This is a genomic window from Sphingomonas sp. Leaf257, assembly GCF_001422185.1.
GTDB lineage: Bacteria > Pseudomonadota > Alphaproteobacteria > Sphingomonadales > Sphingomonadaceae > Sphingomonas > Sphingomonas yabuuchiae.
Genome location: NZ_LMMH01000033.1, coordinates 1 through 11,329 on the forward strand (window position 1 = coordinate 1; position 11,329 = coordinate 11,329).

An 11,329-nucleotide genomic window follows, 5' to 3' on the forward strand; every position below is an offset into this window, starting at 1 on the left:
GTGGAGCGCCGTTTGGGCCGCAAGCCGCGCCTCTTCGTCGCCAAGATGGGCCAGGACGGGCATGACCGGGGCGCGAACCTCGTCTCCTCGATGTTCGGCGATCTGGGGTTCGAGGTGGTGCCCGGCGCGCTGTTCCAGACGCCGGAGGAAGCCGCGCAAGTGGCGCTCACCCGCGATGTCGACGTCGTCGGCGCCTCCAGCCTGGCGGCGGGGCACAAGACGCTGATCCCCGAACTCATCGGCCACCTTCGCGATGCGGGCCGCGCCGATATCAAGGTCATCGCGGGTGGCGTTATTCCCGCGCAGGACTATCAGGCGCTCTACGATGCCGGGGTGCAGGCGATATTCGGCCCCGGCACCAATCTTGTGAAGGCGGCCGAGGATGTGCTGAGGCTGCTGGGCCATAACATGCCGCCCGAGACGGGCGAATGACAGGACATGACGGAATGACGACGACCACCGCGCTTCGCCCCGAGGCGGCCTTGCGCACCGACTGGACCCGCACCGAGATCGCCGCGCTGTTCGACCTGCCCTTCCCCGAGCTGCTCTTCCGTGCAGCCGAAGTGCACCGCGCGCATCATGCGGCGGACGAGGTGCAGCTGTGCACTTTGTGTTCGATCAAGACCGGCGGCTGCCCCGAGGATTGCGGTTACTGCTCGCAAAGCGCCTCGGCGGAGAGCGACGTGAAGGCCGAAAAGCTGATGGACGTGCAGGCGGTGCTGGCGGCGGCGGCCGAGGCCAAGGCGGCGGGCTCGCAGCGTTTCTGCATGGGCGCGGCATGGCGCAGCCCCAAGGAGCGCGACATGGACAAGGTCGTCGCCATGGTCGAGGGCGTGAAGGCCATGGGGCTGGAGACCTGCATGACGCTGGGCATGCTCGACGCGCCCCAGGCGCAGCGGCTGGCCGAGGCGGGGCTCGACTATTACAACCATAACATCGACACCTCGCCCGAAAACTACGCCAACGTCATCACGACGCGCTGCTTCGAGGACCGGCTGGAGACGCTGTCCAACGTGCGCGAGGCGGGGATTTCGGTGTGCTGCGGCGGCATCGTCGGCATGGGCGAGACGCGGGGCGACCGCGTCGGCTTCGTCCACGCGCTCGCCACCCTGCCGCGCCATCCCGAAAGCGTGCCGGTCAATGCGCTGGTCCCGGTCAAGGGCACGGTGCTGGGCGACATGCTGGCCGATACGCCGCTGGCGCGGATCGACGATATCGAGTTCGTCCGCACCGTGGCGGTCGCGCGCATCACCATGCCGATGAGCATGGTCCGCCTGTCGGCTGGGCGTGAGAGCATGTCGGCCGCGACCCAGGCTTTGTGCTTCATGGCGGGGGCCAACTCGATCTTCACCGGCGACAAGTTGCTGACTGCGGGCAACGCGGGCGACGATGCCGACGCCGCGCTGTTCGCCAAGCTGGGCCTGAAGCCGATGGAAGGTGCCGAACCGATGCGGGTCGCCGCGGAGTAATTACGGCTCACTCTTCTGTTCCCCGGCGAAGGCCGGGGCCCAGTTGCGGTNCCCAGGCCAGTCCGGCCGCCTCCGGCTTGTCCCTGAAGCCGATGGAAGGTGCCGAACCGATGCGGGTCGCCGCGGAGTAATTACGGCTCACTCTTCTGTTCCCCGGCGAAGGCCGGGGCCCAGTTGCGGTGAAGGATCGATGGCGCGTGGCAGAGGCCTCCCCCCGAGGCGGCACGGCGCGCCACCGACCATGAAGACACTGGACCCCGGCCTTCGCCGGGGAACAGGCGACACGGACCAACGACATAAAAGGAGAGGTATCCCCGTGTTCCAGAAAATCCTGATCGCCAATCGCGGGGAAATCGCGTGCCGGGTGATCCGCACGGCCCGCCGCCTGGGTATCGCCACCGTCGCGGTCTATTCCGACGCCGATGCCGGTGCGCCGCATGTCCGGCTGGCTGACGAGTCGGTACGCCTCGGCCCCGCGCCCGCCGCCGAGAGCTATCTCAAGGCCGAGCTGATCCTCGCCGCTGCCAAGGCGACCGGCGCGGATGCCATCCATCCCGGCTATGGCTTCCTGTCCGAGCGCGAGAGCTTTGCAAAGGCCTGTGCCGAGGCGGGCGTCGTGTTCATCGGCCCGCCGCCGGGCGCCATCGCCGCGATGGGCGACAAGATCGAGTCGAAGAAGCTCGCCAAGGCGGCGGGCGTCAATGTCGTCCCCGGCTATCTGGGTGAGATCGCCGATACCGAGGAGGCGGTGCGCATCGCCTCCGACATCGGCTTCCCCGTAATGATGAAGGCCAGCGCCGGTGGCGGCGGCAAGGGCATGCGCCTGGCCTGGTCCGAGGCGGATGTCCGCGAAGGCTTCGAGGCGACCAAGCGCGAAGGGCTGGCCAGCTTCGGCGACGACCGCGTCTTCATCGAGAAGTTCATCGAGAGCCCCCGCCATATCGAGATCCAGGTGCTGGGCGACCAACATGGCAACATCGTCTATCTCGGCGAGCGCGAATGCTCGGTCCAGCGCCGCCACCAGAAGGTGGTCGAGGAAGCCCCGTCGCCCTTCGTCCCGTCCCGATGGGCGGNATCCAGGTGCTGGGCGACCAACATGGCAACATCGTCTATCTCGGCGAGCGCGAATGCTCGGTCCAGCGCCGCCACCAGAAGGTGGTCGAGGAAGCCCCGTCGCCCTTCGTTACCCCCGAGATGCGCCGCGCCATGGGCGAGCAGGCGGTCGCGCTGGCGCGGGCGGTCGACTATTATTCGGCGGGTACCGTCGAGTTGATCGTGTCGGGGGCGGATACGAGCGGCAAGAGCTTCTACTTCCTCGAGATGAACACCCGGCTCCAGGTCGAGCATCCCGTGACCGAAGAGATCACCGGGCTCGATCTGGTCGAGCAGATGATCCGCGTCGCCGCGGGAGAAAAGCTGGCGTTCGGCCAGGACGATGTGACGCTGACCGGCTGGGCGATCGAGAATCGCGTCTATGCCGAGGACCCCTATCGCGGCTTCCTGCCCTCGACCGGGCGGCTGGTCCGCTACAACCCGCCCGCCGAGCAGGCCGATGACGACGTGCGCGTGCGCGTCGACGACGGCGTGGCCGAGGGCGGCGAGGTCAGCATGTTCTACGACCCGATGATCGCCAAGCTGGTCACCTGGGCACCCACCCGCGAAGCCGCGATCGACGCGCAGATCGCCGCGCTCGACGCGTTCGAGATCGTCGGGCCGGGGACCAATATCGACTTCGTCTCCGCGCTGATGCAGCATCCGCGCTTCCGCTCGGGCACGCTGTCGACCGGCTTCATCGCCGAGGAATATCCCGATGGCTTCCAGGGCGCGCCCGCGTCGGCCGAACTGACCCGGACGCTGGCCGCCGTCGCCGCCTTCGCCGCCACCGCCGAAGCCGACCGCGCCCGCCGCATCGACGGCCAGCTCGGCCACCGCCTGCAACCGCCCGCCGACTGGACGGTGCGGATCGGGGGAGCGGACCATGCGGTCAACGTCTCGACCGAGGGCCTGAACGTCGACGGCGCCGAGCTCGACCTCGCCATCGCCTACACCCCCGGCGACCGGATGATCGCGGTCGAGGACGAGGCCGGCGAGGCCCTCCACGTCCGCATCGCCAAGACCCGCACCGGCTTCCGCCTGACCACCCGCGGGGCCAGCCACACGGTCCGCGTGCTCCCCGCCCGCGCCGCGCCCTACGCCCAGCACCTCATCGAAAAGGTGCCGCCCGACCTGTCGAAGTTCCTCATCGCCCCCATGCCGGGCCTCCTCGTCCGCCTCGACGTCGCCGAGGGCGACCAGGTCGAGGCCGGCCAGCCGCTCGCCGTTGTCGAGGCGATGAAGATGGAAAACATCCTGCGCGCCGCCAAGACGGGCACCGTCAAGACCATCTCCGCCAAAACCGGCGATAGCCTGGCCGTCGATGCGGTGATTCTGGAGCTGGAGTAAGCCGACACACCCTCACCCTTCCGGCGCTTTGCGCCTCCCTCCCTCTCCCGGCGGGAGAGGGAAGGGGCCCGCCCGCGATAGCGGGTGGGAAGGGTGAGGGGCGTTTATTCGACCGACCGCTGGCCGAGCGCCAAGATGCGCTCCGCTTCCGTCAGATGCAGGCGTTCGACCATCTGGCCATCCAGCCGGATCGCGCCCAGCGCCGCTTGCTCGGGATCGGCGAAGGCCTCCACCACCCTCCGCGCCCAAGCGATCTCGGCCGCGTCCGGGCCGAAGCCCGTATTCGCCGCGGCAATCTGGTTGGGATGGATCAGCGTCTTGCCGTCGAAGCCCAGACGCCGCCCTTCGGCACATTCCGCGGCCAGCCGATCGGGTGCGTCGAGGGCGTTGCATACGCCGTCCAGCGCAATCAGCCCGGCGCTTCGGGCGGCGACGACGATCTGGACGCGCAAGGGCAGCAACGCCTCGGGCGCGGGGGGCGAGGGCAGGCGCATCTCCTTCGCCAGATCGTTCGTCCCCGCGATCAGGGCGGTCAGCCCCAACTCCCTCGCGGCTCCCGCGATCGCGCCCAGCGACAGGATTCCGCGACACGTCTCGATCATCGCCCAGAGCGGCACGTCCGGCCCCAGCGCCGCCCGTGCGGCGGCCAGGGTCGCGACATCGTCGACCTTGGGGATCAGCACCGCCGCCGGACACGCCTCTGCCAGCGCGGCAAGATCGTCGGCCGCATGGGGGCTGTCGAACCCGTTCGTCCGCACGACCAACACCCGCTCGCCAAAGCCCCCCTCGCACACCGCCGCCACCGCCGCGTCGCGCGCCACGGCCTTGGCGTCGGGGGCGACCGCATCCTCCAGGTCGAGGATCACCGCATGGCTGTCGAGCCTACGCGCCTTGACGATGGCGCGGGGGTTGGAGGCGGGGAGGAACAGGGCGCTGCGCAGAGTCATCGCACGAGCATAGCGGCGTCATGCCTCTGGTAAAATGGCGGGGGCGCGCCATAATCGAACCCTCGAAGGGGGATGATATGACCGCGACGCTGTTGCTACTGGGGCTGACGATCACGCTTCACGTCTGGCCGGATCTGCCCATCAGCCGCTGGCTGGCGGCCATGCTGGTCGAGGCCCCCGCGCGGCTGCTCGGCCGGGTCCGGCCGGGGCATTGGGCGATGATGGCGCTGGGGATCGCGCTGCTGGGCCTCGCCATCTGGTTCGAGATCGACGAGATTCGCATGCTGGCCGCGGCGGCCGCGCCGATGGGCGATCTGGTCATGCTCGCCTCGGCGATCGAATGGGGCGGGGTGGCCGAACTGGTCATGGCGGCGGTGCTGTCCTCCTCGATGCTGGCGCGCTGGCCTGTTTTCGGCCGCTGGGCCGGGCGGATGTCCGCCAGCCGGACCGCTCGCCCGCGCCGGGTGGAGCGGCCCGCCAATGACAGCGACGACGGCGAGGGGCAAAGACTCGCCGCCTGATCCCTTTGCGGGGGCGGAACGAAAGCAGGAGGCCGCCGTTCACCCGCTGAATGATCCGCGATCCGCGCCTCGCCAAAATTCCCGCGCGTTTTGCGTGCCTTGGGTTGTGCGTCGTCCTTTCCGCCTGTGAGCCGGGCATCCTGGACCCCGCCGGACCGATCGCGGCGGGCGAGCGCAGCATCTTCTTCAACTCGCTGGCGGTGATGCTGGCCATCGTGGTGCCGGTCATCATCCTGGCCTTCGCCTTCGGCTGGTGGTTCCGGGCGGGTAACACCCGCGCCAAGCATCTGCCCGAATGGGCCTATTCGGGGCGACTGGAGCTGCTGGTCTGGTCGATTCCCGCGCTGGCGATCATGTTTTTGGGCGGCATCGCCTGGATCGGCAGCCACGATCTCGACCCGCCCAAGCCCATCGCGTCCAAGGCCAGGACGATGACCATCGAGGTCGTCGCGACCGACTGGAAATGGCTGTTCCTCTATCCCGAACAGGGGATCGCGACGATCAACCGGCTGGTCGTGCCGGTCGGCACGCCGGTGAAGTTCCGCATCACCTCGGCAGGCGTGATGAACAGCTTCTTCGTGCCGCAGCTGGGCAGCCAGATCTACGCCATGTCGGGCATGGACTCGACGCTTCACCTGCGCGCGGACAAGGCCGGGCGCTATCGCGGGCTGTCGGCGCATTATAGCGGGGAGGGCTTTGCCGATATGGACTTCTTCGTCGATGCGGTTCCCCAGGCGAGCTTCGATCGCTTCGTCGCGACCGCGCAGGGAGGGCAGGGCAAGACGCTCGACTGGAACGAGTTCGTCGCGATGGCGCATCCCAGTCGCAATGTCCGCCCCGCCAGCTATCCCCGGCTCCAGCCCGGCCTTTACGACCAGATCGTCATGAGGAACGGCGCGCCCGAGGGTGAGAAGGCCAAGGACGGGCGCGAGCAATGAGTTTCACGGGCAAGCTCGGCTGGGACTCGATCCCGTTCCACGAACCGCTGCCCCTGGTGTCGGCGGGCGTCATCGGGCTGGTCCTGCTCGGCGTCTTCATCTGGGTGTGGCGGCGCGGGCATCTACCCTACATTTGGAGCGAATGGATCACGAGCGTCGACCATAAGCGGATCGGCGTCATGTATTGTCTGCTGGCAGGCGTCATGCTGCTGCGCGGCTTTTCGGATGCGCTGCTGATGCGGTCGCAACAGGCGATCGCCTATGGCAATGAAGGCTATCTGCCGCCCGATCATTACGACCAGATCTTCTCGGCGCATGGCACGATCATGATCTTCTTCGTGGCGATGCCGTTCATGATCGGACTGATGAACTTCGTCGTGCCGTTGCAACTCGGCGTGCGCGACGTGGCGTTTCCGACGCTCAACTCGGTAAGCTTCTGGCTGACCGCCAGTGGCGCGCTGCTCATCAATATGAGCCTGGTCATCGGCGAGTTCGCCAAGACCGGCTGGCTGGTCTATCCGCCGCTGTCGGAGTTGCGCTTCTCCCCCGGCGTCGGTGTCGATTATTATCTCTGGGCGCTCCAGATATCGGGGATGGGGACGCTGCTGTCGGGTGTGAACCTCGTCACCACCATATTGAAGATGCGCGCACCCGGCATGGGTTACAGCCGGATGCCGATGTTTACCTGGACCTCGCTGGCCTCCAACCTGCTGATCGTCGCGGCCTTTCCGGTGCTGACCGCCGTGCTCGGCATGCTGATCCTCGACCGTTATCTCGGCTTCCACTTCTTCACGCCCGAAGCGGGCGGCAACCAGATGATGTTCGTCAACCTCATCTGGGCCTGGGGCCACCCGGAAGTCTACATCCTCATCCTGCCCGCCTTCGGCGTGTTTTCCGAGATCATCTCGACCTTCTCGTCCAAGCCGCTGTTCGGATACCGCTCGATGGTCATCGCGACCATGGTGATCTGCATCCTGTCCTTCATGGTCTGGCTGCACCATTTCTTCACCATGGGGGCGGGGGCCGATGTGAACGGTTTCTTCGGCATCACGACGATGATCATCGCCGTGCCGACCGGGGTGAAGGTCTTCAACTGGCTGTTCACCATGTATGGCGGGCGCATCCGCTATACGTCGATGATGCTGTGGTCGATCGGGTTCATCGTGACCTTCGTGATCGGCGGCATGACCGGCGTGATGCTGGCGGTGCCCCCGGCCGATTTCGTGCTGCACAACTCGCTGTTCCTGGTCGCGCATTTCCATAACGTCATCATCGGCGGCGTGCTGTTCGGGGCCTTTGCGGGGTTCACCTTCTGGTTTCCCAAGATGTTCGGCTTCACGCTGGACGAGACTTGGGGCAAGCGCGCCTTCTGGCTGTGGATCAGTGGCTTCTACGTCGCCTTCATGCCGCTCTATGTGCTGGGCCTGATGGGCATGACGCGGCGGATGCAGCATTATGACGTGCCGGGCTGGCATCCCTGGCTGCTGGTCGCGGGCGTCGGCGCGCTGCTGATCGCCGCCGGCATCGCCTGCCAGATCATGATGCTCTACGTCTCGATCAAGACGCGGGCCGACCAGATCGACGAGAGCGGCGACCCGTGGGACGGGCGCACGCTGGAGTGGATCACCACCTCGCCGCCGCCCGCCTTCAACTTCGCGGTGCTGCCCGATGTGAAGGGCGAGGAAGCCTATTGGGGCATCAAGGCGAAGGCGCGCGAGAACCGCGCCTTGTCCGATCGCCCCGATTACGAACCGATCGAGATGCCGCGCAATTCGCCGACCGGGATCGTCGCGGCCTTCTTCGCCACGGCCATGGGCTTTGCGCTGATCTGGCATATCTGGTGGCTGGTGGTTCTGGGCTTCTTCGGCGCGTGGGGGACGTTCATCGTCTTCGCATGGCGGGACAAGGCCGAGTATGAAATCCCGGTCGAGGAGGTCGAACGGCTGGACCAGGCCCGCCGCCGCAGCAAGGCGACGCTGCTCGACCTGCCGGAAGAGGCGCTGTCATGAGCGGGGCGGCGCAGACGCATGATCCCAACAAGCTGGGCCGTTCGGCCGAGCCGAACCCGGACGGCCCCGCGCCCAAGCGGGTCGTGGTGTCCTATGGCTTCTGGATCTTCCTGCTGTCGGACTTCATCCTGTTCGCCTGCTTCTTCGCCGGATATGCGGTGCTGAAGGACGCGACGGCGGGCGGTCCTTCGGGCAAGGACCTGTTCGAGCTGAAGCTGGTCGAGACGGAGACGGTGCTGCTGCTCCTGTCCAGCTTCGCCTGCGGGCTGGCGGGGATCGCCACGCTGGCGCGCGACATGCGCTGGTTCCAGATCGCGATGGCGGCGACCGGATTGCTCGGTGCGGGTTTCCTGGCGCTGGAGACCTATGAGTTCCTCCATCTGATCGGGGAGGGGGCGGGGCCGGGGCGCAGTGCGTTCCTGTCGGCCTTTTTCGCGCTGGTGGGGTGCCATGGGCTGCACGTCCTGCTGGGGATGCTCTGGCTGACGACGATGATGGCGCAGGCCTGGGCCAAGGGGTTCCGCGAGGATATCCTGCGCCGCATCCTGTGCTTCAGCCTGTTCTGGCACGCGCTCGACATCATCTGGGTGGCGCTGTTCACCATGGTTTACCTGATGGGAGTGCGCGGATGAGCGAGCGGCCCGACGAGGAAATGGCCCGCGACGAAACCGCGCCGGGCGTGGAAAGCGAGAAGGACTCGGTCGTCGGCGGCATCCGCAGCTATGCGATCGGGCTTGTCGCCGCCGCGATCCTGACGGCGGCGTCCTTTGCGCTGGTGCAGTTCGATATCGTCTGGGGCCCCGCCGTCCCCGCCGCATTGGTCGCGCTGGCGATCGGGCAGATGGGGGTGCATCTGGTGTTCTTCCTCCACATCACGACCGGGCCGGACAACAGCAACAATGTGCTGGCGCTGCTGTTCGGCATCCTGATCGTGGCGCTGGTGCTGTTGGGCTCGATCTGGATCATGGGGCATCTGAACCACAATCTGATGGGACCGATGGCGACGCCGTGAGCAAGGGTTAAGCCCCTCCCCTTCAGGGGAGCGGAGCAATGCGATACCGTCGCGTCTTAGCTTTCCAGCACTCGCCCCCTGATCGCGGAGACTCCGTGCCTGTGATCGAAGCGCAGGATCAGCTTTTCGTCGCCGATTGGCAGATGAAGCGCAAAGCCTTCGCCCTCGTCCCAATCCTCCGGCGTCATCGGGCCACCGGATAGGTTGCGCCACTCGCCCCCGGCCAGCCAGTCGGTCCAATCCAGAGGTAGGTCCCGGCGAAAGGCGCTGAGCTGTGCGACGAAATCCTCCAGCGCCGCGTCGCGAGCCTCCCAGTCGAGCCAGGTCGTCTCGTTATCCTGGGCATAGCCGTTGTTGTTGCCGTTCTGGCTGCGGCCGAACTCGTCGCCGGCGGTCAGCATCGGGGTGCCGCGCGACAGGAACAATGTGGCGAGCATCGCGCGTACCGAGCGGGTGCGGGCGCCGCGAATGGCGGGATCATCTGTCGCCCCTTCCTGCCCATGGTTCCACGACACCTCGTCGCCATGCCCGTCGCGATTGTCCTCGCCATTGGCGTGATTGTGGCGCTGGGCATAGGCGACCAGATCGGCGAGGGTGAAGCCGTCATGCGCCGCGACGAAATTGACCGAGCGGCTGGCGGTGCTGCTGAATATATCCGCCGAGCCTGCGATCCGTGTCGCCAGATCGCCCGCCCGCTCGTCGCCGCGCCAGAAGCGGCGGAGCTGATCGCGATATTTGTCGTTCCACTCCAGCCAGTGATCCGGGAAGTTGCCGAGCTGATAGCCGCCGGGGCCGATATCCCAAGGTTCGGCGATCATGACGCGGGTCGACAGGATCGGATCGTCGGCGATCTCGGCGAAGATGGGCGCGCGGGCGTCGAAGCCCGGTCCGCGTGCCAGCACCGGGGCCAGGTCGAAGCGGAAGCCGTCCACGCCTGCCCGCGCGAAATGGCGCAGGCTGTCGAGGATCATCGCACGGACGCCGGGGCGGCTGGCGTCGAGCGTGTTGCCGGTGCCTGCGTCGTTGATGAGCGTGCCGTCCGTCGTCCGCGCATAGGCATCCGGGTCCAGCCCGCGAAAGGACAGGGTGCCGCCATGGATGTCGCTCTCGCCCATATGGTTGAACACGAGGTCGAGGATAACGCCGATCCCGGCCTGCCGCAGCACCGCGACGGTCGAGACCAGTTCGGCGACGCCGCCCGGCACCCGCTCCGGGCACAGCGCCATCGGCACCACCGGGTTGTAACCCCAGGCATTGCGCAGGCCGAGCGGCGGCAGATGGCGCTCGTCTATCGCAGCGGTGATCGGCATGAGCTCCACCGCCGCGACGCCCAGCTTGCGCAGATGGTCCAGCACGGCGGGATGGGCGAGCGCCGCCAAGGTGCCGCGCTGTTCGGGCGGGATGGCGGGATGGCGCATGGTGAAACCACGCACATTGAGTTCGTAGATCAGCCCGCCCGGCCGGAACAGCGGCCGAGCGGGGGTGTCGGTCAGCGGTGTGACGACACGGGCGCGGGGGACGATGTCGGCGGTGTCTTCGCCATAGGCCGCCAGACGCGGCGACTGGATGAAGGGGCGGTCGAGTTCTAGCGCGTAAGGATCGACCAGCAGCTTGGCAGGGTCGAACCACAGGTTGCGGGCCGGGTCGTATTCCCCGTGCGCGCGGTAGCCATAGAGATGGTTCGTGCCCGGGGCGGTAGCGGTCCACACATCGCCGTCGCGGGTCATGGCGAGACGGCGTTCGTCTGCGCCGTCGAACAGGCATAGCTCCACCCGCTCGGCGGTCGAGCGCACGGCGAAGCGGGTGCCGCCGGGGACGGGGGTGGCACCAAGGGGGTAGGGCTGATTCGTCATGGCGACAGCATTGCAATTCCTCCCCTGGAAGGGGAGGTGGCATCGCGCTAGCGATGACGGAGGGGTGTCGCGCTATCGAGAGGGTGACACCCCTCCACCACGGCTTCGCCGCGGTCCCCCTCCCCTTGCAGGGGAGGA

General features: G+C 67.2%; 10 protein-coding genes and 1 pseudogene. 9 read left to right on the forward strand and 2 right to left on the reverse strand.

Going from position 1 to position 11,329, the window contains the following annotated elements; translation table 11 throughout:
- The 4 genes and pseudogenes from ASF14_RS14490 to ASF14_RS14505 form a co-directional block, all read left to right on the forward strand.
- Positions 1-432, forward strand: a 432-nt coding sequence (locus ASF14_RS14490) for a cobalamin-dependent protein (RefSeq protein ID WP_201780601.1), incomplete at its 5' end; no start/stop codon positions are given.
- A 14-nt stretch (positions 433-446) separates the two neighbouring features.
- A complete protein-coding gene (bioB, locus tag ASF14_RS14495; RefSeq protein ID WP_056436485.1) occupies positions 447-1,469 on the forward strand; it encodes a biotin synthase BioB in 1,023 nt (340 codons plus the stop codon).
- A gap of 316 nt (positions 1,470-1,785) precedes the next feature.
- Positions 1,786-2,542, forward strand: a 757-nt coding sequence (locus ASF14_RS14500; protein WP_156361235.1) for an ATP-binding protein, incomplete at its 3' end; no start/stop codon positions are given.
- Position 2,543: 1 nt separating this feature from the next.
- A pseudogene (locus ASF14_RS14505) lies at positions 2,544-3,911 on the forward strand (ATP-binding protein); the annotation flags it as partial.
- Positions 3,912-4,015: 104 nt separating this feature from the next.
- Here ASF14_RS14505 and ASF14_RS14510 read toward each other — a convergent pair.
- Positions 4,016-4,858 (reverse strand): HpcH/HpaI aldolase/citrate lyase family protein, encoded by an 843-nt coding sequence (locus ASF14_RS14510; RefSeq protein ID WP_056436488.1) that lies wholly within the window; start codon positions 4,856-4,858, stop codon positions 4,016-4,018.
- A gap of 77 nt (positions 4,859-4,935) precedes the next feature.
- On the opposite strand from ASF14_RS14510, the gene ASF14_RS14515 reads away from it, so the two are divergent.
- The 5 genes from ASF14_RS14515 to cyoD are packed head-to-tail and all read left to right on the forward strand — an operon-like array spanning position 4,936 to position 9,338.
- Positions 4,936-5,379 (forward strand): hypothetical protein, encoded by a 444-nt coding sequence (locus ASF14_RS14515; RefSeq protein WP_056436491.1) that lies wholly within the window; start codon positions 4,936-4,938, stop codon positions 5,377-5,379.
- 50 nt (positions 5,380-5,429) lie between these two features.
- Positions 5,430-6,317, forward strand: a complete 888-nt coding sequence (cyoA, locus tag ASF14_RS14520) for a ubiquinol oxidase subunit II (protein ID WP_056436494.1) — start codon at positions 5,430-5,432, stop codon at positions 6,315-6,317.
- Positions 6,314-8,326: a cytochrome o ubiquinol oxidase subunit I gene (gene cyoB / locus ASF14_RS14525; RefSeq protein WP_056436496.1), complete on the forward strand. Its 2,013-nt coding sequence runs from the start codon at positions 6,314-6,316 to the stop codon at positions 8,324-8,326. Before cyoA ends, cyoB begins: the two co-directional genes overlap by 4 nt.
- A complete protein-coding gene (locus ASF14_RS14530) occupies positions 8,323-8,958 on the forward strand; it encodes a cytochrome (ubi)quinol oxidase subunit III (protein WP_056436499.1) in 636 nt (211 codons plus the stop codon). The genes cyoB and ASF14_RS14530 overlap by 4 nt, the downstream gene beginning before the upstream one ends.
- A complete protein-coding gene (gene cyoD, locus ASF14_RS14535) occupies positions 8,955-9,338 on the forward strand; it encodes a cytochrome o ubiquinol oxidase subunit IV (RefSeq protein WP_056436502.1) in 384 nt (127 codons plus the stop codon). Before ASF14_RS14530 ends, cyoD begins: the two co-directional genes overlap by 4 nt.
- 56 nt (positions 9,339-9,394) lie before the next feature.
- Here the strand turns inward: cyoD and glgX are convergent, their stop codons facing one another.
- Entirely contained in the window at positions 9,395-11,191 is a 1,797-nt protein-coding gene (glgX, locus tag ASF14_RS14540; RefSeq protein ID WP_056436505.1) for a glycogen debranching protein GlgX, read from the reverse strand.
- Between the last annotated feature and the right edge of the window lie 138 nt (positions 11,192-11,329).

What these genes read in the sequence shown, in the direction of transcription:
- bioB (WP_056436485.1), top strand. Translation starts at nt 447, where the DNA reads ATGACGACGACCACCGCGCTTCGCCCCGAGGCGGCCTTGCGCACCGAC.
- ASF14_RS14510 (WP_056436488.1), bottom strand. Translation starts at nt 4,858, where the DNA reads ATGACTCTGCGCAGCGCCCTGTTCCTCCCCGCCTCCAACCCCCGCGCC.
- ASF14_RS14515 (WP_056436491.1), top strand. Translation starts at nt 4,936, where the DNA reads ATGACCGCGACGCTGTTGCTACTGGGGCTGACGATCACGCTTCACGTC.
- cyoA (WP_056436494.1), top strand. Translation starts at nt 5,430, where the DNA reads ATGATCCGCGATCCGCGCCTCGCCAAAATTCCCGCGCGTTTTGCGTGC.
- cyoB (WP_056436496.1), top strand. Translation starts at nt 6,314, where the DNA reads ATGAGTTTCACGGGCAAGCTCGGCTGGGACTCGATCCCGTTCCACGAA.
- ASF14_RS14530 (WP_056436499.1), top strand. Translation starts at nt 8,323, where the DNA reads ATGAGCGGGGCGGCGCAGACGCATGATCCCAACAAGCTGGGCCGTTCG.
- cyoD (WP_056436502.1), top strand. Translation starts at nt 8,955, where the DNA reads ATGAGCGAGCGGCCCGACGAGGAAATGGCCCGCGACGAAACCGCGCCG.
- glgX (WP_056436505.1), bottom strand. Translation starts at nt 11,191, where the DNA reads ATGACGAATCAGCCCTACCCCCTTGGTGCCACCCCCGTCCCCGGCGGC.